Raw genomic sequence first — 22,716 nt, 5'->3', positions numbered from 1 at the left:
CGACTAGTCGAGATCGTCGTGATGCATCAATCGACGCGACGCCTCGGCCAACGAACCTGACAACGACGGGTAGACACCGATTGTTCCGGCGATATCGCTTACTCGCAATCCACGCTGAACGGCGAGCGTCAGCGGGAAGATCAACTCCGATGCCGACGGCGCGACGACGATGCCGCCGATCACCACGCCGGTGGCCTGACGGCAATAGACCTTGATGAATCCGTCGGGAAGTCCAAGCATCTTGGCCCGCGCATTGGTGGCCAATGGCAGCGTTACGGTGCGCGCCGGGACCTCGCCGGAGGAGATCATCCGGTACGGGATGCCCACCGACGCGATCTCGGGATGGGTGAAGACGTTGGCCGCCACGGTGCGCAGCCGAAGCGGCGTGACCGCCTCCCCCAACGCGTGCCACATGGCGATCCGACCCTGCATCCCGGCCACCGAGGCCAGCGGCAGCACGCCGGTGCAGTCGCCGGCGGCGTAGATCGAGGCCACATTGGTGCGGGAAACCCGATCGACGCTCAGGTACCCGGACGTGTCCACCTCGACCCCGACGTGCTCCAACCCCAGACCGGCGGTGTTGGGGACCGAACCCACGCACATCAGCGCATGCGAGCCGCTCACCGTGCGTCCGTCGACCAGTTCTACGACCACCCCGTCGGGGGTACGCCGGACCGCCTTCGCCCGGGCCTGCTTCTCCAGTCGGCCACCCCGGCTGGTGAAGACCCGCTCGATGACGTCGGCGGCGTCGGGGTCCTCGCTCGGCAGCACCCGGTCGCGACTGGAGACCAGGGTGACCGGCACGCCGAGTTCGCTGTATCCGCTGGCGAATTCGGCGCCGGTGACACCGGAGCCGATGACGATGAGGTGCTCGGGCATCTGCGTGAGCTCGTAGACGTCCCGCCAGGAGAGGATGCGCTCACCGTCGGGCTCAGCGCCGGCCAGCACCCGCGGGGTGCTCCCGGAGGCGATGAGGACGACGTCGGCCTCGACGGTGGCGGTGACTCGACCGGCGCTGTCCAGAGCCTCAATCTGATGCACCCGGCCCGTCTGGGTCGCGGCGAAGCGTCCGGTGCCGGCCAGCACGGTGACGCCCTCGCGTAGCAGCCGGGCGAAGATGTCGTCGGACTGCTGGGTGGCCAGCCGCTTCACCCGCTCGTTGACCATCGCCAGGTCTATCCTGACCTCGCCGCCACCGAGGCCGACACCGAGCTCGGGGGCGTCGCGGATGGCGGTGACCCGGTCGCTGGTGGCGATCAGGGTCTTGCTCGGAACGCAGTCGGTGAGCACGCAGGCGCCGCCGATGCCATCGGAGTCCACCACGGTGACCTGGGCCCCGAGCTGGGCCGCCACGAGTGCGGATTCATAACCTGCCGGACCGCCACCAAGAATCGCAATACGAGTCACGCGGTCTATTCTCTCAGCTGTTTAGCCCGTCACCCGCTGCGGTTCATCGAGTCGGCCACACCGCGCTTGGACTCCTTGAGATGTTCGATCATCGCGTCGCGTGCGTGCGTCCAGTTGCCGACCGTCAGCTCCTTGAGAAGGGCCCGGTGCACCTCGGCCGTCTCCAGGCAGGTCGGGTGGTCCACCGATTGGGCGAGGGCGAGCTGCAGGCCACCCTCGATCGAGGTGTAGCAGCGCAGCAGCCAGGGATTCCCGGTGCCGGCCACCAGCAACCGGTGGAAGTCGAGGTTGTACTGGATCCTGAGGTGGCCGAGGGAGTGCTCGGCCTCGGCCAGCGCGTCGATGGAGGCCTCCATGCCGGGGTCCAGCGCACCGCCGCGATGGGTGAAGAAGCGCACCGCCTCCAGCTCAACCGGCATCCGGGCCCGATAGAGATTGCGCACCTCGTGGTGGTTGATCGTCTTGACCCGGGCCGGGCGATTGGCGTCCTTGTCGAGGATGCCGCGAGCGGTCAATTCGGCGATCGCGCTGCGCGCCGTGACCCGGGACACCTGCAGCGCGTTCTTAACCTCGTCCTCGGAGACCGCGTCGCCAGCCTTCAGCCGGCCGTCCAGGATGATGTGAAGCAGCCGCGTGGTGACCTCCTCGACCACCGAAATCCGGTCGACCGGGGCGATATTCTGCAGCTGAGACAGCGTCACCCGCCCATGGTTGCACCAATTTGAGGCGCCAGGTACCGGCGACACAAACAACACGACGAATGGACACGCGATTGTTACTTTGTCCTACAACAGTTGACCAACGACTATTGACATATGGCTGTTGTTAACTGCCATACTGAGGATGCGCCACCGCTTTCGGCCGCAGCGCCGCGACCACCACGTTTAACCGCTCCAGTGAACGCCAGTTGGCAAGACAGTTCGCAACGTGGATGGAGGTACCGACATGACTCAGAACCCGACGGTCAACCCGGGCCTGACCCCAGCGGGTAGTCCCGCCGAGAGGCCGGCTGGCGGCGATGGCGGCCAGCGCGGCGACGCGCTCCGGCTGGCCGATTCGCTCGAGACACACCCGCTGCTGAGCGTCGTCGAACGCGACCGCATCGACCACATCCGGCTGCTGCTGCTCGCCGGCCGGCAACCCGTCGCCGCCGCGGGCGGGTTGCGCGAACTGGACGGCATCCGCTCCGCTCTGCAGCGCCGAGAGCGTCAGCAGCAACGCGCCGGCACCGGAACCGCCCGCTCGCTGCTCCGGCTGACCTGGGCGCTGGCCCTAGCCACCCTGGCAATCTCCGGACTCGCCGTCTTCGCCGCCGCCGGCCTCTCGGCCGGACGGATCCTGCTCATGACACCACTGCTGATCACCCTGATGGTGGTCTGCCTGTCGATGCTCAAGTCGGTGACCCGGGCCTTCGGCGAGACCGACCGCCGGCGCGAGGACTAACCCTCCGACGCCAGATCTCCCAGCGCAGTGACGGCCAGGGCCACCGTGTACTTCACGCCGATCTCCAGCGCCGACTCGTCGATGTCGAAGTTAGAGCGGTGCAGGTCCACCGTCTGCGACGCGCCCGGCGAACGCACGCCAAGACGGGCCAGCGCACCGGGCACGTTGTCCAGATACCAGGCGAAGTCCTCACCGCCCATGCTCTGCTCGGTGGTGGCCAGGGCGAACGGTCCGAGCGCGTCGACGATGGCCCGGCGCTGCACGGCGACACAGCCGGCATCGTTCACCACCGGCGGGACGCCCCGCTCGTAGACGGTCGCGACGGTGGCACCGGTGGGGGCCACGATCTCGTCGATCAGCTGACAGACCAGCGTCTCGGCCTGCTCCCACTCGACCCGCCCCAGCATCCGCACCGTCGCCGATGCGCTGCCGATCGGCGGGATCGCATTGGCCGCGCTGCCGGCGCGAACCGAGCCCCAGACCAGCGAGAGGGCAGCCCGGGGATCGACGCGTCGCCCCAGCAAGCCCGGGAGATCGGTGATCAGCCGCCCCAGCGCATAGACGATGTCGGCGGTGAGCTGCGGGCGGCTGGTGTGGCCGCCGGCGCCGGAGAGGGTCACATCCAACCGGTCGCAGGCCGCGGTGATCGCCCCGACCCGTACGCCGATGCGTCCGGCGTCCAGCCGGGGGTCGCAGTGCAGCGCATAGATCTGCTGGACATCGGTGAGGGCGTCGGCATCCTTGACGGCCAACGCTCCACCGGGCACCGTCTCCTCGGCCGGCTGGAAGATGAGCCGGATCCGGCCGGGGAGAACACCCTGGCGCTGCAGCCGCGCCAGCTCGACGGCCGCACCGAGCAGGATCGTAGTGTGCGCGTCGTGCCCGCAGGCGTGGGCGACTCCGTCGTTCTCGGAGCGGTAGTCGACCTCCTTCAGATCCGGCAGCGGCAGCGCGTCGATGTCCGCCCGCAACCCGATGAGCGGCCCCACCGATCCGATCTCACAGAGCACGCCGGTGCCGCCCGGCAGCACCTTCGGGCTGAGCCCGAGCGCCTGCAGCCAGTCCACGATGACGCCGGTGGTCCGCACCTCGGCGAAGCCCAGCTCAGGATGGCGATGCAGATCGCGGCGAAGCGCTATCAGGTCAGTGGGAGCCGTCTCGTCAGTCTCAACCGGGGCATTCTCCGAACTCACAGGTCAAGCCCTCCGCTCATCTCAGCCAGCAAAAGGTCGACCACCGCTGTCAGGTCACCACCGCTGGCCTTCGCCGCGTCCCGCTGCCGCTGGTAGCTCGCCCCGCGCTGCATGAGGGCGACGATCGAAGTCAGCTCGTCGGCGCAGTCCAGCCGCTGGGCGGTGGGGAGCAGGTCCTCCACGAGGTTGGTCAGCGCCTGTACGACCGGCATCACGACACCGGAATTGTCCACGATTATCTCGGCATCCAGCCCGTAGCGGGCGGCTCGCCACTTGTTCTCCCGGGCCAGCCAGGGTAGTGGCGCCGGCAGCGTGTAACCCTCATCGAGTTGCTTGTCGAAGCGCTCGACCAGACACTGGGCCAGGGCGGCCACACAGGCGATCTCGTCCAGCGAAGGCAGCCCGTCGCAGATGCGCAGCTCGACGGTGCCGAAGCCGGCGTGCGGGCGGATGTCCCACCACACCTCCCGCATCGTCTCGATGGCGCCGCTGGAGATGAGCGCCTCCACGTACCCCTCGAAGTCGCCCCAGCCTGCGAGTTGATAGGGCAGTCCGGCCGTCGGCAGCGATTCGAAGATCTTGCTGCGATAGGAGGCCAGACCGGTGTCGACGCCCACCCAATAGGGACTCGAGGCAGAAAGGGCAAGAAAATGCGGCACATACGTCATCAGTGCATTGACGATGGGTAGCGCCTTGCGCTCCGACCGCACCCCGCAGTGCACGTGCACGCCGAAGATCTGCATCTGCCGGGCGACGATCTGGTTGCGGGTCATCAGCCCGATATAGCGATCGGTGTCGGTAACCTGCTGGTCGGCCCAGTCGCTGGTCGGGTGCGTGCCGGAGCAGATCAACCCGACGTTCTGCTTCTCCGCCACCGCCGCCACATCGGCCACCGTCTCGGCCAGATCGGCCCGCGCCTGCGCGACCGTCTCGCAGATGCCGGTGATCACCTCGACGCAGGACTGCAGCAATTCGTGCTTGGCCTTGGGATGCTCACCGTCACCGTCGGGAGAGAGCGTCGCCAGGATGTCGTCGGAGGCGCTGACTAGCTCGCGGGAATCGCGATCGACCAGCTCAAGCTCCCACTCGACACCGAGACTGGTGTGCGACGACGGATTGAAATCGATGCGCATCAGCCGAGCGTATCCCCCGACCGGTCTCATCCGGCCGAGTCGGCGAAGGAGTTCTCGCGCTTCTCAGAACTCCAGCGCGATCGGGATCAGCCCGTTCTCGGCGGCCAGCAGTACCTGCTGGTAGTCCTCTTCGTTCTGATCGGCGTAGACCTCGGCGAAGTCGGCCAGCGCCTGGTCGACGACCTCGCTCTTGCCCAGATAGCCGGCGATCGCCCCCCGATCACCGGATCGGGCGTGGGCCCGGGCCAGCGTCCAGCCACACATCTGCGCATAGATGCCAAGCCCGGGAGCGTCCATCGACGCGATATCGGGCGAGATCTTCCAGTCCCACAGCTGCCGGACGTAGAAGTCCCGCTCGACCCCGTCGAAGCCGGCGGTGCGGAACCAGCCGAGCAGCGGGTCACCGGCGGCCTGCATCAGCCGCTGCCCCTCGACCACTCGGCGACCGTGCTCGCGATATTCACTCGGCGGCAGGTGCCCCTCGAGTACCGAAGCCTCCGCCTGCTTCACCTGCAGCAGTAGCGGGTCGTGCTCGTCGCGACCCTCCAGCAGCACCACCCAGCAGCGGGTCCCGACGCTACCCACGCCGACGACCTTGCGCGCGGCGTCCACGTAGCGGTACAGCCCGACCAGGCGGCCTCGCTCCACGGCCAGGCTGCGCCGGTACTGCACGAGCATCTCGGCCACCCGGTCATGCGTCTCCAGCAGCACCTCGGCACTGGCCAGCTCGTCGATGCGGACCATCAGCGGCGGGGCGCTGATCAGCTGCGCCCGTCCGTCGACCTGGGTGGCGAGCTTGGCCTGCGCCCGCAGGTTGTCCCGACTGCGGGCCTTCGCCATCACGCGGCTGAAGTTGGTCACGCGCTTGGCGCCGCCGTCGCTGGCCAGCCGCCGCAGCACGTCATCGGCATCCAGTCGCTGATTCCAGACCTCGGTGTGGCGCATCTGAGCGAAGTCGCGCATCGCATTGCGGTAGGCCGCGACCGAGCCGGTGGTGACCCGGCGGCGCTGCTGTTCGCTCAGCCCGATCTCCCGTCCGGCCACCGCCAGGCTCGCCGCCAGACGCTTGAGATCCCACTCGAACGGCCCGGGCAGCGTCTCGTCGAAGTCGTTGAGGTCGAAGATCAGCTCACGTTCGGCGGTGGCGAAGCCGCCGAAGTTGGAGAGGTGGGCGTCACCGGCCAACTGCGCGATGAGGCCGGTGTTTACCCGGTTGCCAAGGTCGGCCGCCATGATGCCGGCGGCGCCGCGGAAGAACGTGAACGGCGAGACCAGCATTCGGGCGTGCCGAATCGGAATGAGCTCGGGTACCCGGGTCACAGCCTGGTCAAGGAGCATCTGCGTCGGATTCACCCGTGACGCGGTCGGCGCCCAGACGCCGATCTCCTCTCGAGGCAGCGCCTTGCGAGCGTCCTTGCCCAACTGCTGGTGCTCCTTGGGCGTGAGGTGCGGGACGTCAGAGATTATGGTGGCCACAACTCACCCTGCACCCGGTAACCCGCCTTCTCATCATCCGAGACGGGTGATAGCGCGTCCGAGACAGCTGAGCGCGCTAGCCGCCGGTGTTCTGGTTGAAGGATAATTGCCCGCGCGTATCGATGAGCGCGTTCAGGACCAGGATCTCCCCGTCGGTGGTCCCCAGATCCAGATTGAAGTAGGAGTAGCTCACACTGGACCCGAACCCGACCTCGCCGGTGGCGTAGACGTTCTTGTTCAGCTGAGCGTAGTAATAGCTGGCGTTCCGAGCCGGCGTGTAGCTGTAGGTGGCATTGCTGGAGACAACGCCAGCCGGCGTGTAGCACCAGCTGACATTGAGTGTGAGGAACACGGCGGCCTTCTTGCCTTCGACGGTGTCCGCTGCCGTCTTGCAGGTCGGCGGAGGATTGGCCGAGAGCACCTCGATGGCAACCAGATTCCATTCGTCCGCCGTCGGGGCCGTGTCTGCGATGGTGACCGCGGTGCCGCTCTGCGATCGGGCGTCTAGGTGCTGCTCCCAGTAGGTGTCCTGGTCTGAGTCAGTGTCCTGGCGGTCGATGGTGTTCCCCGGAGCTGGGGTCCGCAGAATCGCCCAGTCCCAATCCATCCCGACGGCGGCGACGATCGACCCGTTCGCCTGCGGTGTCAGACCGGCCGACGGTGCGCCGCTCTCGCCGCTGACCGAGGTGACGGCACCGATACCGCTGGCGCCGGTGTAGGTGCTCACCGCAAGCTGGATTCCCAGCCCGGGCTGCGCGGCGACCGCCGTGACGGTGAATGGCACACCGACCGTCGTGGCGTACCACGCCTCGGCATCACCGGCTGAGGCGTTGGCCCGGCCGGCCAGCCGCCAGGTGAGTCCACCGCCGGTCACCGTTGCGCTCTGGCCGCCAGCCCGGCCATCGGCTGAGACCCAGGCGACTGCCACTTCGACCAGATGGCTCGGTACGGCTACCGAAACACGAGAGCGGGCCAGCCCCGAGTGAACGCTGCGCTGGGCCAGCGGCTTGGTGGCCGTGCCCACCGGAGCAACCGTGACGGCACCGGCGGGCTCAGCGGCGTTCGCCGCAGTCACGTCCAGAGTTGCACTTAGCACCGTCAATGTCAGGCCGAATAGCAATCCGGCCACGATGGCTCGACTCGGGCCGAACGCTCGGCTGGCCGATTTTGCACGTACTTGTCCCACGATGTGTCCCTCCCGCAGCCCGACGAGCCGGGCCTCCCATTCGGCGGAACGCTCCGCCGAAGTCCCGAGCCTAGAGCCGGGGTATGACAACGGGAAGGTCTGTCACAGACAACTTGCGCCGTTCTTAGGTGATTCCCACGTGCAGTCGCTGTTCCGGCGCTGTTCAGGCGCTATTCCAGAGCGCGCAGAATCTCATCGGCGGCCTGAACGGGCGTGACGCTGCCTTCCAGGACCGCCTCCTCCTGCGCGCTCACCACCTGCCGCACTCCCTCCGCGGCCAGCCGGGCCAGCAGCCGGTCGCGGACCATACCGCGGGTCCAGTCCACCAACTGCCGGCGGCGTTTGCGCTCCAGTTCGCCGCTGTCGACCAGGTGGACCCGGTGCCTGCTGATCTTCTGCCAGACCTTGTCCAGGTCCAGGTTGTTGAGGCCGCTGCAGGTGAGCACCGGCGTCTGCCAGTCGCCATCCTCACCGCGCAGCAACCGCAGTGCGGCCGACAGTTCCCGCGCGGCCCGCTGGCTCTCCTGCTCAGCCGGACCGTCGGCCTTGTTCACCGCGATGACGTCGGCGATCTCCAGGATGCCGCGCTTCATCCCCTGCAGTGAATCCCCGGTGCGGGCCAGGGTGAGGAAGAGGAAGGTGTCCACCATGTCGGCCACCACGAACTCCGACTGGCCGACGCCGACGGTCTCGACCAGCACCACGTCGTAGCCGGCGGCCTCCATCACGATCATCGACTCGCGGGTGGCGGCGGCAACCCCACCGAGCGTCCCGGAACTGGGAGACGGCCGGACGAAGGCGTTCTCGTCGGTGGCCAGCCGGCTCATCCGGGTCTTGTCACCGAGGATGCTGCCGCCGGTACGGCTGGAGGACGGGTCGACGGCGAGCACGGCGACCCGGTGCCCGGCGGCCGTCAGGTTGCTGCCCAGGGCGTCGATGAAGGTCGACTTGCCGACGCCCGGCACCCCGGTGATGCCCACCCGCTGCGCGTTGCCGGTGTGCGGGAGCAGCGCCGCCAGCAGCTCCTGAGCCGCCTCGCGGTGATCGGCCCGGCGCGACTCGACCAGGGTGATGGCCCGGCCGATGGCGGCCCGATCACCTTTGATTATCTGTTCGACCCGAGTGGAGAGATCCATCTCCCGCTCAGCCCGCGGAGGAGAGCTGCTTCGCCAGGATGTCCAGCAGTTCCAGGGCGGCCGGTGCGATGACGGTGCCGGGCGGGAAGATCGCGGCAGCCCCGGCGGCCCGCAGCTCGTCGAAGTCCTGCGGCGGGATGACACCGCCGACCACGATGAGTACATCCGGGCGACCCAACGCGGCGAGCTCGTCGCGAAGCGCCGGAACCAGGGTGAGGTGCCCGGCGGCCAGCGAGTTCACGCCCACCACGTGCACGTCGGCTTCGATGGCCTGCCGGGCCACCTCAGCCGGGGTCTGGAAGAGCGGGCCCACGTCCACGTCGAAGCCGAGGTCGGCGAAGGCGGTGGCGATCACCTTCTGGCCGCGGTCGTGGCCGTCCTGACCCATCTTGGCGACCAGGATGCGGGGACGGCGGCCGTGCTCGGCCTCGAACTCGTCGGTGGCCGCCCGGGCCTCGGAGATGACACTCACGTTCCCTGCCTCCTCCCGGTAAACCCCGGAGATCGTGCGGATCTGGCCCGCATGCCGACCATAGACCTTCTCCAGCGCGTCACTGATCTCACCGACGGTCGCCTTGGCCCGCGCGGCGTCGATCGCCAGATGCAGCAGATTCTGCTCCAATCCGGCCGGGCGCGTCCCCTCCAGCGCCGCACCGGCGGCGTTGGTGAGGCGGTCGAGGGCGGCGAGGGTCTCGTCGTTGTCGCGCTCCTCGCGCAGCCGGCGCAGCTTCTCCACCTGCTGCTGGCGCACCGACGCGTTGTCGATCTTGAGAACGTCCATCATCTCTTCGTTCTCGGGGCGGTACTTGTTCACGCCGATGACCGGCTGCCGCCCGGAGTCGATGCGGGCCTGGGTGCGGGCCGCCGCCTCCTCGATGCGCAGCTTCGGCAGCCCGGCGTCGATGGCCTGCGCCATGCCACCGGCGGCCCGGACCTCCTGGATGTGCCCCCAGGCCTTGCGGGCCAGGTCGTAGGTCAGCTTCTCGACGTAGGCGCTGCCGCCCCACGGGTCGATGACCCGGGTGGTGCCCGACTCCTGCTGCAGCAACAGCTGGGTATTGCGGGCGATTCGCGCTGAGTAGTCGGTCGGCAGGGCCAGCGCCTCGTCGAGGGCGTTGGTGTGCAGTGACTGGGTGTGCCCCTGGGTCGCGGCCATCGCCTCGATACAGGTGCGGATCACGTTGTTGTAGACGTCCTGCGCGGTGAGCGACCAGCCGGAGGTCTGGCAGTGCGTGCGCAGCGACAGAGACTTGTCGCTCTTCGGCTCGAACTCCTTGACCAGCTTGGCCCAGAGCAGTCGCCCGGCCCGCATCTTGGCGACCTCCATGAAGAAGTTCATCCCGATGGCCCAGAAGAACGACAGGCGCGGTGCGAACTTGTCGATGTCCAGGCCCGCCCCCTGGCCGGCCTGCAGGTACTCCACGCCGTCGGCCAGCGTGTAGGCCAGCTCCAGATCGGCCGTAGCTCCGGCCTCCTGGATGTGGTAGCCGGAGATGGAGATGGAGTTGAACTTCGGCATCCGCTCCGAGGTGTAACTGAAGATGTCGGAGATGATCCGCATCGACGGAGTAGGCGGATAAATATAGGTGTTGCGCACCATGAACTCTTTGAGGATGTCGTTCTGAATGGTGCCTGTGAGCTGCTCGGGGGCGACGCCCTGCTCCTCGGCCGCCACCACGAAGAGGGCCAGCACCGGAAGCACCGCGCCGTTCATCGTCATCGAGACGCTCATCTTGTCCAGCGGGATTCCGCTGAAGAGTTCGCGCATGTCGTAGATGGAGTCGATCGCGACACCGGCCATCCCGACGTCGCCGATCACGCGCGGGTTGTCGCTGTCGTAGCCGCGATGGGTCGGCAGGTCGAAGGCGACCGAGAGGCCCTTCTGCCCGGCGGCGAGGTTGCGCCGGTAGAAGGCGTTGGATTCACTGGCCGTCGAGAAACCGGCGTACTGACGGATCGTCCACGGCTGGTTGACGTACATGGTCGGGTAGGGGCCGCGCAGGAAGGGCTTGACCCCCGGGAACGTCCCTAAGAAATCGACGTCTTCCAGGTCGGTCGCGGTGTAGAGCGACGGCACGTCGATGCCTTCGGGGGTGTGCCAGACCGGGCGGTGGGTGGGAATGTGTCCGGCGCTCGGCGCAGGCGTGCCCAGGGCGGCGTCGCCGAAGTCAGGAATCGATGTCATGACGCTCCCTCGTGCAGGGTCAGTTCGAGGCTAGTCGTCAGCACGTCCAGCGCGTTGCAGCCGGCGAAGAGGTACCCATCGACCCCGGCGGCGGCATCACTCTCGGCCCGCTCTCCGGGCTGGCCGGCGAGCCACAGGCGGGTCGCGCCGGCCGCCTTGAGCGCGCTGGCCACCGGGGCGGCCCCGTCGGCGTAGAGCCGGTCGGAGGAGCAGAGGCAGGCCACGGTGGCGCCGCTGTCGCGGAATGCCGCGACCAGGTCGTCGACCTCCCCCGTCCCCACCACGGACTCCAGGCCGCCGGCGGCGAAGAGGTTGCCGGCGAAGCCGGCGCGTCCGCTGTGCGCGGCCACCGGCCCGAGTGCGGCCAGGAAGACCTTCGGACGTACCCCGGAGGCAGCCAACGCAGCATCGGCCCGGTCACGCAGGGCCTCGAATTCGGCAGCGTAACGCAGCACGGGCAGCCCCCCGGCCGGCGCCGGAGCGGCTGGTTCGCGGGCCAGCAGCTCCTCCTGCAGGGCCGGGAACTCGCTGACCCCGGTGATCGGGTCCCGGCGGTGGGCGATGTTGAGCGCCCGCTCGGCCCGGGTCGGAGCGATCAGCGCATCGACGGCGGCCAGATTGGCCGCCCCACCATCCCGTTCAAGGGCGGTGAACTTCTGCCAGGCCGTCTCGGCCAGCGCGTCGGTGAGCGATTCGACGTACCAGGAGCCGCCGGCCGGATCGGTAACCCGTCCGAGGCTCGACTCGTCGTGCAGCACCGACTGGGTGTTGCGGGCGATGCGACGGGCCAGGTCATCCGGGAGCCCGATTGCGGCGTCGTAGGGAGCCACCGTGATCGAACGGGCGCCACCGACGGCGGCCGCGAAGCAGCCGATGGTGGCCCGCAGCATGTTCACCGCCGGGTCGCGCTGGGTCAGCATCGCGGCCGAGGTCACGGCGTGCTGCAGCTGGCCGCGGTGCGACGGCGTCGCCCCGCTGAGCTCGCCGACGCGGTCCCAGATCCGGCGGGCCGCGCGCAGCTTGGCGATCGAGTTGAACTGGTCGTCGGTGACGGCGTAGCGGAATTCCAGCCGGTCCAGGGCATCGTCGACGCTGAGCCCGGCGGCGGTGAGGACCCGCAGGTAGCTCACCCCGACCGAGGCCGCGATCGCGATCTCGTCGGAGTCGCTGGCTCCGGAGTCGTGATAGACGCTCGCGTCGACGGTGGCGCTACGCAGCTGCGGGTAGGCGGCCGCCAGTGCGGTGACCCGGGCGACCAGGTCGAGGTCGGCCGCAGTGCCGGAGCGGGCGGCGTATCCGATCGGGTCGGCGCCGAGCGTGCCGAGCACGTCCTCCGCCGGTACCTGGCGCTGAGCGAAGAGGCTTAGCAGGGCCTGGGCTGCCGGCTCCGTCTCCGGGCCGGCGTCCAGCGCGATCGGGGCCAGATCGAGGTAGACGTCGTTGAGCACGATCGGGAGATCGGCGACGGCGATCGCACCGTCGCCGATGCTCAGCCAGACCGAGGTCACGCCGTTCTCGAGGTCGGTGAGGATGGCCCGATTCGTCCGCTGCGGGTCGTGGGTGGCGTGCCGCTGCCGGACGTCCCAGCCGAGGACGTTGTCGTCGTCGGTGGCGCCACGGACGAACGGCGACTGACCGGGCAGGCCGGTGCCGACGGCCGGGGCATCCTCGCGGGTGTAGAGCGGCGCGATGCTGATGCCGTCGTAGGTGCGCGAGGCCAGCACCTGCTCGGGGCCGCCGAGAGCAGCGTCGAGCTCAGCTTCGGGGGTGCCAGATTTTCTCAATACCCCAGCGACCAGGTCACGCCACTGGTCGCGCGATGCGGGTGGAAAATCGGCGGCCAGATCAAGATGGTCAAGATGGTCATGATGGTCGAGGTGTTCCGACGGCGCCGTCATGAGCGAGATATTAGGTCAATCCGCAGCCATTTCAGCCGGTAGTGGCCGATATCTCGTAGGCTCATGCTCTGTGACAACAGATCCCGCGCCCGACGCGCGCGCCGCCGCTGACCAGCTCGCCCGCCTCACCGGCGTCGACCAGCACGACGTGGCGATCGTGCTCGGCTCGGGGTGGGTACCGGCCGTCGAGGCCCTGGGCGTAGCTACTCACGAGTTTCCGGTGACCGACCTGCCCGGCTTCCTGCCGCCCGCGGTGGCCGGGCATGCCGGACGGATCCGTTCCCTGAACGTCGCCGGCAAGCGGGTACTGGCCTTCCTCGGACGCACGCACCTCTACGAGGGGCGCGGCGTCGCGCCGGTGGTGCACGGGGTGCGGGTGGCGGCGGCCGCCGGATGCAAGACGGTTGTGCTGACCAACGCCTGCGGCGGGCTGCGACCGGGGATGGCCGTCGGCGATCCGGTGCTTATCAGCGATCACCTCAATCTCACCTGGCAGACCCCGCTGCTCGGTCCACGCTTCGTCGACCTCACCGACGTCTACTCGAAGCGGTTGCGCGAGCTGATGCTCTCGATCGATCCCTCGCTCACTTCAGGCGTCTACGCGATGTTCCACGGTCCGCAGTACGAGACCCCGGCCGAGGTGCGGATGGCCGGCATCCTGGGCGCGGATCTGGTCGGCATGTCGACCGTCCTGGAGGCGATCGCGGCGCACGCTGAGGGGTGCTCGGTGCTCGGGCTCTCGCTGGTGACCAACCTCGCCGCCGGGATCACCGGAGAGCCGCTGGACCATCAGGAGGTGCTGGCGGCCGGGCTGGCCGCGGCGACCCGGATGGGCGGGCTGCTGGCCGAGTTCATCGAGAAGCTGTGACCGTTCTGCTCACCGGCTCGTCCGGGCGGTTGGGCACCATGCTGCGCCAGCGCCTCGGGGCGAGCGGCTGGGACCTGCGCCTGCTGGATCTGGTGCCGCACTCGCCCGACGATTCGGAGACGATCATCGCCGACGTGGCCGACCCGACGGCTCTGGACGCGGCGCTGGCCGACGGCGCGGTGGAGGCGATCGTGCACCTGGGCGGCCAGCCGACCGAGGCCGTCTGGGAACGCATCCGTTCAGCCAACTTCGAGGGCGTCTATCAGCTCTTCGAGGCGGCCCGGCGAGCCGGTGTCTCCCGGGTCGTCTACGCCTCCAGCAACCACGCCGTCGGCTTCACTCCGCGCGGCGACGCGTCCCCGGCAGCTGCGCTCGCCGTGGCCGGCGCCGGCCGTCCGGACACCCTCTACGGGGTGAGCAAGATCTTCGGCGAGGCTCTCGGTCGCTACTACGTCGAGCGCTACGGCATGACCGTGAGCTGCCTGCGGATCGGCACCTGTGACTGGACGCCGCCCGATCACCGCGCACTCTCTACCTGGCTCTCCCCCGACGACTTCACCCGCCTGGTCGACGCGGCGCTACGCACCGAGGTCGATTACTCGGTCGTCTGGGGGGTCTCGGCCAACACCCGGCGCTGGTGGTCTCTGGAGGAGGGATTCGCCATAGGTTATCGGCCGGTGGACGACGCCGAGGCCTTCGCCTCACAGCTCACCGAGAGCCCGGCGTTCGCCTCCGACGACCTGGTGGGCGGCGGCTTCACCACTACCGGCTTCGGCATCGACGAAGTGCGGGCCCGTGGCTGATCAGACCGGCGCCGGGCGTGCGGGTGTCGACACCGCGGCGCTCGCCGCTACCGTCTCAGCCTGGATCGCCGACGAGATCGATCCGGCGGCCGCCGCGTCGCTGCAGGGGCTGATCGACGCGGGCGACTGGGCAGAGCTGGCCGATCGCTTCAGTGGGCCACTCGCCTTCGGCACGGCCGGACTGCGGGGCCCGATCCGGTCCGGCCCGAACGGCATGAACCGGGCGGTGGTGCGCCGCACCGCGGCCGGCATCGCCAGCTGGCTGGCCGGGCACGGTTCAGCTGGCGCAACCGTCGTGATCGGCTACGACGCGCGCCACGGTTCGTATGACTTCGCCCATGATTCTGCGGGAATTCTCGCCGCCGCCGGCTACGAAGTTCTCGTGCTTCCGCGGCCGCTGCCCACCCCGGTGCTGGCCTTCAGCGTGCTGCACTTCGGGGCCGCCGTCGGGATCATGGTGACCGCCTCGCACAACCCGCCGCAGGACAATGGCTACAAGGTGTATGTCGGCGACGGGGCACAGATCGTGCCGCCGGTGGACGCCGAGATCGAGGCGGCGATCCGGGGCGTCGGCTCCGTCCGAGCGCTGCCGCTGAGCCAGACGTACCGCGTGGTCGAGTCAGACGTGGTCGACCGCTACGTCGCCGCAGTGGTCGGGCTCATCGCCGACGGACCGCGGGACGTGCGGATCGTGCATACCGCGATGCACGGGGTGGGCACCGAGGTGATGACGCGGGTGCTGGCCGCCGCCGGTTTCGGCGACGTCATCGAGGTCGAGGAGCAGACCCGACCTGACCCGGACTTCCCGACGGTCGCCTTCCCCAACCCCGAGGAGCCGGGCGCGTTGGATCTGGCCCTGGCTACGGCTAAGTCAACCGGTGCCGATGTCGTGATCGCCAATGACCCGGATGCCGACCGCTGCGGGGTGGCCGCGGTATTCGCCGATGGCTGGCGGATGCTGCGCGGCGACGAGGTCGGGGTACTGCTGGCCGATGCCCTTATCCGCAAGGGAGTTGTCGGAACGTATGCCACCACGATCGTCTCCTCTTCCCTGCTGTCGGTGCTGGCCGCCGATGCCGGCGTGGGCTATGCCGAGACGCTGACCGGGTTCAAGTGGCTCTCCCGCGCCGCACCGGATCTGGCCTTCGCCTACGAAGAGGCATTGGGGTACGCAGTCGCTCCCGGGCTGGTGCGGGACAAGGACGGTGTGAGCGCCGGATTGCTGGTGGCCGAGTTGGCCGCCTCGCTGGCCGCCGCCGGCTCGTCGTTGGCCGGGCGCCTGGACGAATTGGCCGAGAAATACGGGCTCTTCGCCACTGACCAGCTCTCCTACCGGGTCGAGGACCTGTCGATGATCACCGACGCGATGGCCCGGCTGCGGGCGCACCCGCCGACCTCGCTGCTCGGGTCGGCGGTCAGCGTCGAGGAGTTGCTGCCGGCGACCGACGGCGTGCGGCTGCGATGGGCGTCGGGACGGGTAGTGGTTCGCCCGTCCGGCACGGAGCCGAAGCTGAAGGCCTACCTCGAAGTTGTGGTTACCGCCGCGTCGGCCGAGGAGTCCGCCGCGACGGCACGGGGCCTGCTGACCCGGCTCCGCGGCGAGATGAGCGCTGCGCTGGGTCTGGAGTGACGTCCCACTCGGGTCTTCGGAGTGCGGTGGACGACCTCGGCACCAGGGTGGAGCTGCCCAACCACGTGAGCCGGATCGTCTCGCTGGTGCCGTCGCTCACCGAGTCGGTGGCCAGTGTCGACCCGTCGGCGCTGGTCGCGGTCACCGAGTGGTGCACGCACCCCGCCGACCTGAGCAGCACGCGCATTCGCGGCACCAAGAATCCGGATACCGCCGCGATCATCGCCCTGCGGCCGGAGATTGTGCTGGCCAACAAGGAGGAGAACCGCCTCATCGACGTCAACCGGCTGCGATCGGCGGGCGTGCCGGTCTGGGTTACCGAGATCGAGACGGTGGCCCAGGCGCTGATCTCACTGCGCCGCCTCTTCACCGAGGCGCTGGGCTGGTCGGCGCCGCAGTGGCTCACCGATGCCGACGCCGCCTGGGGCGCGCCGGTGCCGGAGCGACGCCGGCCCACGGCCATCGCCGTGTGGCGAGAACCGTGGATGGTGGTCGGGCATTCGACGTTCACCGGGGATCTGGCCGAGCGCCTGGGCCTGGAGAACGTCTTCGGCGCGAGCTCCTCGCGCTACCCGCACGTGTCGGTGGAGGAGATTCTGGCGGCCGGACCCCGGCTGGTGGTTCTTCCCGATGAACCCTATGCCTTCTCGGCCGTCGACGGCCCCGAGTGCTTCCCCCAGGTCGAGACCGCCCTGGTTCCCGGGCGGCTGCTGACCTGGTACGGCCCGTCGCTGGCCACGGCGCGCGACGAACTCAGAAATCTCCTGCCGAACTCCTGATTCCGGTGAGGATTCGGGCGAGTGACTGCAGGTCTCGGGATTTCAGACCAAGCTTTTCGAAGACCTCGGCGTTGAGCACCTCGGTCGCTTCGGCCGCGATGCGACGGCCGGGCTTGAGCAGGTGGACGCGAACCGATCGACCATCGTCGGTATCGGCGCGGCGCTGCACGAAACCCTGGCTCTCCAACCGATCCACCACGCTGGTGACGCTGGTCGGATGGACCTGCAGCAGTGAACCGATCCGCTTCATCGTCATCGCACCCTTGCGGCTGAAGGAGAGCAGGACGAGCAACTCGTAGCGGGCGAAGGTGAGCCCCATCGGCCGCAACACCGCGTCGACACGACCCATGAAGATCTGATGCACCCGGGTGATTCCGGTGACGATGGCCATACCGTCCGCGGCGTCATCCCAACCGTGCGCGGCCCACTGCCGCCGGGCCTCATAGATCGGATCGATGGGCGGAACATCCTCGGTCACGGAAGTGATCCTAGCTACCGCAGCTCGGGCAGTCCGTTCGGCGCGACCGAACGGGCTTAGAAGGGTGGCGGATCATCGTCGGCGGGACTCGGGTTGCCAGATGCCGACCGGTCGCCGTCGTCGCGCTCGGGGCCGCCTACATCGTCGGGTTGCCAGTGATTGGCGTCGGGGTCGTGGAGCTGCGGGGTGACATTCCGGTAGGTATGACCCGTCGGAGATCGCCACTCGTAGCGATTGCCGGTCTCATCCCGGGTCGCTGTCGCCTTCCATCCGGTTTCGTGTTTGAGGCGATGGTGGCATCGGCACTTGGGGTCCATATTGTGCTTGTTCGTAGGCCCGTCGGGGAACCTGACGCGGTGGTCGAGGTCCGACTGTCTCGCGGAGACGCTGCAGGTCGGGAAGGAGCAGAGCTGATCCCTCGCGATGACGAAATCGGCTAAATCCCGCGGCGGGGTATAGCGAGTGCGGCCGTATTCGAGGAGTTCTCCGGTGGCGGGGTCAGTGATCAACCGCCGCCAGGTGCCGGTTGGGTCGGCGGCGATCCGCCGCGCCACCGACGCCGGGATCGGTCCATGACCCTCGAGGTCACCGGGGAGTTCGTTGGCGCCCATCAGTGTGGTCATCGCGACGGTTACCTGAACGGTAGGGCGCAGCCCGTGCTGCGTCGCCAGCCTTCCCGGGGTGTTCAGACTGTCGATGAAAACTTGGGTAAACGCATCGGCGCGGCGTTGGTCCGCGGTCCGCGGATCGCCAGCGCGCTTCCGCGCGGTCAACGCCCGGACCGTGGTCATCACCGCGGCTGCGTCCTCCGCCGGCAAGAGGGCCCAGATCTCACCCATCCCATCCGGTCGGGGTGTGTGCTCGACCGTACGTTTAGCAACGGCATCCTTGTGCTGCTTCTCCACCGTCACGTGATTGTGCTTGATCACCGCGCGTTTCACAGATTTCGCGAAGAGCTGTGGGGTCTGATCTGGCGCCCGACCCAACACGCTCGCCTCGACCCGATCGACGACAGCCTGGTCATCGACACCGACCGTCTCCCGGGCCAGCACCGTGGCATGAGCATCGGTGATCACACCGCGTTTGAGGAGGCCCATCGCGGCCGGGAGCCTGGTGACCAACTGTGCGGCGTGTGACAGTTCGAACGCCGCCACCCGCGGGGAGATCATCAACGCTGTTGAGATCTCGGCGTTGGCGCAGGCATGACCCATCTCCAGGCTCAACCCGTCGTCGGTGACGCGCTCCACCATCACCGCCAACCCGACCGTCGTCGCGGCGTTCAAGGCCGCGGTATGGCGTCGCAGCGCGATCAGCAGATCAACCCGGCCGGCCGCCGTCAGCGCTCGCGACTCGAGCAAGCTGAGTAACGGCAGATCCGCTGGATCCGGATCGGATTGGGCGAAGTGCTGGGCGAACTCATTCGGGAAGGCAAGAACATCCAAGACTGTCAGAGGGAGATGAGACGCTGTGTTCGCCGAGAGAGACGCTGTGTTTGCAGAGAGATCAGTGATCGAATCGTCCAGCAGATCCGCGACGCTTTCGGCGCAGAACGGCTCACCCAAGTCTATGGCGTCTGGCCAACGACCCGAGCCAGAGCCGGGCTGCGGGCCCGAAGGGTCGAGAGAGTCGTCTTCCATCTGTCAACCGTACATCTGTTCGATTCATCAAATCAATGGACGATCTGCCTAAAAGCAACGAGAAACTCGAGCGATCATCACAACGGTGGTATCGGCGACGCCCATCGGGCGAACAAAGAGCAGCTACACGTTCCTGCGATACTGGCCGCCGACCTCGAAGAAGGCGTCGGTGATCTCGTTGAGACTGCAGACGCGAGCTGCATCCATCAGTACCGCAAAGACATTCTCGCCCTTCACCGCCGCCTCCTGCAGCCGCTGCAGCGCCGCCGGCGCCTCGGCGGAGTGGGTGGCCTTGAAGTCGGCCAGTCGCGAGAGCTGCGACTGCTTCTCCGTCTCCGTCCCGCGAGCCAGTTCCAGGGTCTGCGGCTCGGCCTCTGAGACCGGGGCGAGGAAGGTGTTGACCCCGACCAGCGGCAGGCTGCCGTCGTGCTTGCGCTGTTCATAGAGCATCGACTCGTCCTGAATGCGTCCGCGCTGGTAGCCGCTCTCCATCGCGCCCAGCACACCGCCGCGGTCAGTGAGGCGATCGAACTCGGCGAGCACCGCCTCCTCGACCAACTGGGTCAGCTCCTCGACAACGAAGGAGCCCTGCAGCGGGTTCTCATTCGCCGACAGGCCCCACTCCTTCGTGATCACCAGCTGAATCGCCAGGGCCCGGCGTACCGACTCCGCCGAGGGCGTCGTCACCGCCTCGTCATAGGCGTTCGTGTGGAGGCTATTGGCGTTGTCATAGAGGGCATTCAGCGCCTGCAGCGTGGTGCGGATGTCGTTGAAGGCCATCTCCTGCGCATGCAGCGAGCGACCAGAGGTCTGCACGTGATACTTCAACTTCTGCGAGCGGTCATTCGCCCCGTAGCGGTCGCGCATCGCGACGGCCCAGATGCGCCGGGCCACCCGCCCCAACACGGTGTACTCGGCGTCCATCCCGTTGGAGAAGAAGAAGGAGAGATTCGGCGCGAAGTCGTCGATCTTCATGCCCCGGGCCAGATACGACTCGACGTAGGTAAACCCATTCGCCAGTGTGAAGGCCAACTGGCTGATCGGGTTAGCCCCGGCCTCGGCGATGTGATACCCGGAGATCGACACGGAGTAGAAGTTGCGTACCTCGTTCTGCACGAACCACTCGGCGATATCGCCCATCATTCGCAGCGAGAAGTCGGTGGAGAAGATGCAGGTGTTCTGTCCCTGATCCTCTTTCAGGATGTCGGCCTGCACAGTTCCCCGCACGTTTCTCAGGGCGTTCGCGCGCACCTCGGCCGCCTCATCCGGCGACGGCTCGCGTCCCTGCGCGGCCCGGAACGCCTCAAGTTGCTGGTCAATCGCGGTGTTGAGGAAGAAGGCGAGCAGCGTCGGCGCCGGACCATTGATGGTCATCGAGACCGAGGTGGAGGGCGACAGCAGATCGAAGCCGCCGTAGAGAACCTTCATGTCCTCCAGGGTCGCGATCGAGACCCCCGATGTACCAACCTTGCCGTAGATATCAGGACGTTCCTGCGGATCGCGCCCGTAGAGGGTCACCGAGTCGAAGGCGGTCGACAGCCGCGTCGCGGGCTGCCCCTCCGACAGCAGGTGGAAGCGGCGGTTGGTGCGGAAGGCATCGCCCTCGCCGGCGAACATCCGGGCCGGGTCCTCGCCGTCCCGCTTGAGCGGGAAGACCCCGGCCGTGTAGGGGAAGTATCCGGGCAGGTTCTCATCGCGCAGGAATCGCAGCAGCTCACCTCGGTCGGCAAACTTGGGCAGCGATACCCGGCGGACTCGCGATCCCGAGAGCGTCGTGCGGGTGAGCGCAACGGCGCGACCACCCAGCAGCAATTCGTCGCCGGAGTAGTCGATGACCCGCTGCTCCCATTCGACCAGCGTCTTGCGGGTGGTCCCCGAGACCTGCGACTGCGCGCGCTCCACCGCCGTCTCCAAGTCCGAGCTGGCGGGAATCAGCTTCCGGACGGTCTCCAGCGCCTGGAGTTCCCGGACTCGCTCGGACTGCTCGGCTGTGTCGTCGTGATATGACCGCACGGTCGCGGCGATCTCAGCCAGGTAGCGCACCCGTTCGGCCGGCACCGGGGTCGTCAGCCCGGACGAGCTCTTCACCGCCACCGGCGCCAGCGTGCCGTCAACGACCGGCAACCCCTTCTCGGCCAGCAATTCACGCAACTGCTGGTACAGAGCCGTCACACCGTCGTCGTTGAAGCTGGCCGCACTCGTGCCGAAGACCGGCATCTGCTCCCACGACTGGCCGAAGGCTTCCCGGTTGCGAACCAACTGCCGGGCCACATCGCGGCGCGCATCCTCCGAGCCGCGCCGTTCGAACTTGTTGATGGCGACGACATCGGCGTAGTCGAGCATGCCGATCTTCTCCAGCTGCGACGCGGCACCGAACTCCGCGGTCATCACGTAGAGCGAGGCGTCAACGAGGGAGACGATCGCGTCATCACCCTGACCGATGCCCGGCGTCTCGACGATGATCAACCCGTAGCCGGCGGCCCGGCAGGCGGCGATCGCCTCCGGAAGGCAGGCCGGCACTTCACTGCCACTGGCGCGGGTGGCCAACGAGCGGAAGTAGACCTGGTCCTCACCGAGGCTGTTCATCCGGATGCGGTCACCGAGCAGCGCTCCCCCGCCGCGGCGGCGGGTCGGGTCGACGGCCAGCACCGCGATACGAATCGCGTCCCGCTGGTCCATCCGGACGCGGCGAATCAACTCGTCGGTGAGCGAGGACTTCCCCGAACCGCCGGTGCCGGTGATGCCGAGGACGACCGAGTGGCTCTCGCCCGGGGAAGGAACGTCTTCGCGCCCGAGCTGCCCGGCCTCCAGCAGCGAGATGCTGCGCGCCAGGGCACCCGTCTCGCCGGCGACGAGGCGCGCGATCAGATCGCCGGGCGGCGGCGCAAGCGGGTGGTCGTTGTCGGCGATGATGGTGTTGACCATCGCCGCCAGACCCAGCTGCTGCCCGTCCTGCGGGGAGAAGATGCGCCGGACGCCCGACGCATGCAGACGGGCGATCTCCTCGGCCACGATGGTGCCACCGCCGCCGCCGTAGACGGCGATCTGACCGGCGCCTCGCTCGGCCAGCAGTTTTACCAAGTACTCGAAGTACTCGACGTGCCCGCCCTGATACGAGCTGATGGCGATCGCCTGGACGTCCTCCTGGATCGCCGCGGTAACCACCTCGTCGACCGAGCGATTGTGTCCGAGGTGGATCACCTCGGCCCCCTGCGTCTGCAGGATCCGCCGCATGATGTTGATCGCCGCGTCATGACCGTCGAAGAGCGCAGCGGCGGTGAGCACCCGCACCGGGTGCTTCGGTACGTGAATGCCGGTCACGACAACCCACCTGTCAGCCCGCAACCGGGCGCTCGTCAAACTACTAGGACGTCCTACTATTACCAGCTGAGCGTGCCAGTGGCTAGATAGTTTGACGTCCTAGTTTTCAGCGGCACCGATGGCCTTATTTTCCTGGTGGCGAC

The 22,716-nt window shown here is 68.0% G+C and carries 17 protein-coding genes; 5 read left to right on the top strand and 12 right to left on the bottom strand.

The window, feature by feature from the left end; translation table 11 throughout:
- Positions 1-3: 3 nt before the first annotated feature.
- Together CPH63_RS07335 and CPH63_RS07330 are read right to left on the bottom strand one after the other, a co-directional pair.
- Positions 4-1,407, bottom strand: coding sequence for an NAD(P)H-quinone dehydrogenase (locus tag CPH63_RS07335; protein ID WP_096302301.1), 1,404 nt, complete (start codon positions 1,405-1,407; stop codon positions 4-6).
- 29 nt (positions 1,408-1,436) lie between these two features.
- A complete protein-coding gene (locus tag CPH63_RS07330) occupies positions 1,437-2,108 on the bottom strand; it encodes a GntR family transcriptional regulator (RefSeq protein WP_157749355.1) in 672 nt (223 codons plus the stop codon).
- A gap of 244 nt (positions 2,109-2,352) precedes the next feature.
- Here CPH63_RS07330 and CPH63_RS07325 point away from each other — a divergent pair, with 244 nt between their 5' ends.
- Positions 2,353-2,850: a hypothetical protein gene (locus CPH63_RS07325; RefSeq protein WP_157749354.1), complete on the top strand. Its 498-nt coding sequence runs from the start codon at positions 2,353-2,355 to the stop codon at positions 2,848-2,850.
- Here CPH63_RS07325 and CPH63_RS07320 read toward each other — a convergent pair.
- From CPH63_RS07320 to CPH63_RS07290, 7 genes are all read right to left on the bottom strand, one after another.
- Positions 2,847-4,043, bottom strand: a complete 1,197-nt coding sequence (locus tag CPH63_RS07320) for an amidohydrolase (RefSeq protein WP_096302298.1) — start codon at positions 4,041-4,043, stop codon at positions 2,847-2,849. The two genes, CPH63_RS07325 and CPH63_RS07320, sit on opposite strands and share 4 nt — an antisense overlap.
- Complete coding sequence (locus tag CPH63_RS07315; RefSeq protein WP_096305003.1) at positions 4,040-5,176, bottom strand: glutamate--cysteine ligase; 1,137 nt, start codon at positions 5,174-5,176, stop codon at positions 4,040-4,042. Before CPH63_RS07315 ends, CPH63_RS07320 begins: the two co-directional genes overlap by 4 nt.
- A gap of 63 nt (positions 5,177-5,239) precedes the next feature.
- Positions 5,240-6,652 carry a DUF2252 domain-containing protein gene (locus CPH63_RS07310; RefSeq protein ID WP_096302297.1) on the bottom strand — a complete coding sequence of 471 codons (1,413 nt, stop codon included), beginning with the start codon at positions 6,650-6,652 and terminating at the stop codon, positions 5,240-5,242.
- A 76-nt stretch (positions 6,653-6,728) separates the two neighbouring features.
- Positions 6,729-7,727, bottom strand: a complete 999-nt coding sequence (locus tag CPH63_RS07305) for a hypothetical protein (protein ID WP_096302296.1) — start codon at positions 7,725-7,727, stop codon at positions 6,729-6,731.
- A gap of 281 nt (positions 7,728-8,008) precedes the next feature.
- Positions 8,009-8,974 carry a methylmalonyl Co-A mutase-associated GTPase MeaB gene (meaB, locus tag CPH63_RS07300; RefSeq protein ID WP_096302295.1) on the bottom strand — a complete coding sequence of 322 codons (966 nt, stop codon included), beginning with the start codon at positions 8,972-8,974 and terminating at the stop codon, positions 8,009-8,011.
- A gap of 7 nt (positions 8,975-8,981) precedes the next feature.
- The gene (gene scpA, locus CPH63_RS07295; protein ID WP_096302294.1) at positions 8,982-11,159 is read right to left on the bottom strand and encodes a methylmalonyl-CoA mutase; all 2,178 of its coding nucleotides are present in this window, start codon (positions 11,157-11,159) and stop codon (positions 8,982-8,984) included.
- Complete coding sequence (locus tag CPH63_RS07290) at positions 11,156-13,057, bottom strand: methylmalonyl-CoA mutase family protein (protein WP_096302293.1); 1,902 nt, start codon at positions 13,055-13,057, stop codon at positions 11,156-11,158. Before CPH63_RS07290 ends, scpA begins: the two co-directional genes overlap by 4 nt.
- Before the next feature lie 70 nt (positions 13,058-13,127).
- On the opposite strand from CPH63_RS07290, the gene CPH63_RS07285 reads away from it, so the two are divergent.
- The 4 genes from CPH63_RS07285 to CPH63_RS07270 are packed head-to-tail and all read left to right on the top strand — an operon-like array spanning position 13,128 to position 17,137.
- Complete coding sequence (locus CPH63_RS07285; protein ID WP_241895836.1) at positions 13,128-13,925, top strand: purine-nucleoside phosphorylase; 798 nt, start codon at positions 13,128-13,130, stop codon at positions 13,923-13,925.
- Positions 13,922-14,728 carry an NAD(P)-dependent oxidoreductase gene (locus CPH63_RS07280; protein ID WP_197704611.1) on the top strand — a complete coding sequence of 269 codons (807 nt, stop codon included), beginning with the start codon at positions 13,922-13,924 and terminating at the stop codon, positions 14,726-14,728. The genes CPH63_RS07285 and CPH63_RS07280 overlap by 4 nt, the downstream gene beginning before the upstream one ends.
- Positions 14,721-16,358, top strand: a complete 1,638-nt coding sequence (locus CPH63_RS07275) for a phospho-sugar mutase (RefSeq protein WP_096302291.1) — start codon at positions 14,721-14,723, stop codon at positions 16,356-16,358. The genes CPH63_RS07280 and CPH63_RS07275 overlap by 8 nt, the downstream gene beginning before the upstream one ends.
- Positions 16,359-16,384: 26 nt before the next feature.
- Positions 16,385-17,137, top strand: coding sequence for a helical backbone metal receptor (locus CPH63_RS07270; RefSeq protein WP_096302290.1), 753 nt, complete (start codon positions 16,385-16,387; stop codon positions 17,135-17,137).
- Here CPH63_RS07270 and CPH63_RS07265 read toward each other — a convergent pair.
- The 3 genes from CPH63_RS07265 to icmF form a co-directional block, all read right to left on the bottom strand.
- Complete coding sequence (locus CPH63_RS07265; protein WP_206745658.1) at positions 17,112-17,615, bottom strand: MarR family winged helix-turn-helix transcriptional regulator; 504 nt, start codon at positions 17,613-17,615, stop codon at positions 17,112-17,114. The two genes, CPH63_RS07270 and CPH63_RS07265, sit on opposite strands and share 26 nt — an antisense overlap.
- Positions 17,616-17,671: 56 nt before the next feature.
- Positions 17,672-19,057: an HNH endonuclease signature motif containing protein gene (locus tag CPH63_RS07260; protein ID WP_157749353.1), complete on the bottom strand. Its 1,386-nt coding sequence runs from the start codon at positions 19,055-19,057 to the stop codon at positions 17,672-17,674.
- 318 nt (positions 19,058-19,375) lie between these two features.
- Positions 19,376-22,573: a fused isobutyryl-CoA mutase/GTPase IcmF gene (gene icmF, locus CPH63_RS07255; RefSeq protein ID WP_096302288.1), complete on the bottom strand. Its 3,198-nt coding sequence runs from the start codon at positions 22,571-22,573 to the stop codon at positions 19,376-19,378.
- Positions 22,574-22,716 lie beyond the last annotated feature (143 nt).

This window comes from Jatrophihabitans sp. GAS493, from assembly GCF_900230215.1.
GTDB lineage: Bacteria > Actinomycetota > Actinomycetes > Mycobacteriales > Jatrophihabitantaceae > MT45.
This window is presented reverse-complemented; position numbering and strand designations above follow the sequence as displayed.

Bases quoted from the DNA above. Each gene is read 5' to 3' on its own strand.
- CPH63_RS07315 (WP_096305003.1), bottom strand. From the start codon at position 5,176: ATGCGCATCGATTTCAATCCGTCGTCGCACACCAGTCTCGGTGTCGAG.
- meaB (WP_096302295.1), bottom strand. From the start codon at position 8,974: ATGGATCTCTCCACTCGGGTCGAACAGATAATCAAAGGTGATCGGGCC.
- scpA (WP_096302294.1), bottom strand. From the start codon at position 11,159: ATGACATCGATTCCTGACTTCGGCGACGCCGCCCTGGGCACGCCTGCG.
- CPH63_RS07325 (WP_157749354.1), top strand. From the start codon at position 2,353: ATGACTCAGAACCCGACGGTCAACCCGGGCCTGACCCCAGCGGGTAGT.
- CPH63_RS07290 (WP_096302293.1), bottom strand. From the start codon at position 13,057: ATGACGGCGCCGTCGGAACACCTCGACCATCATGACCATCTTGACCAT.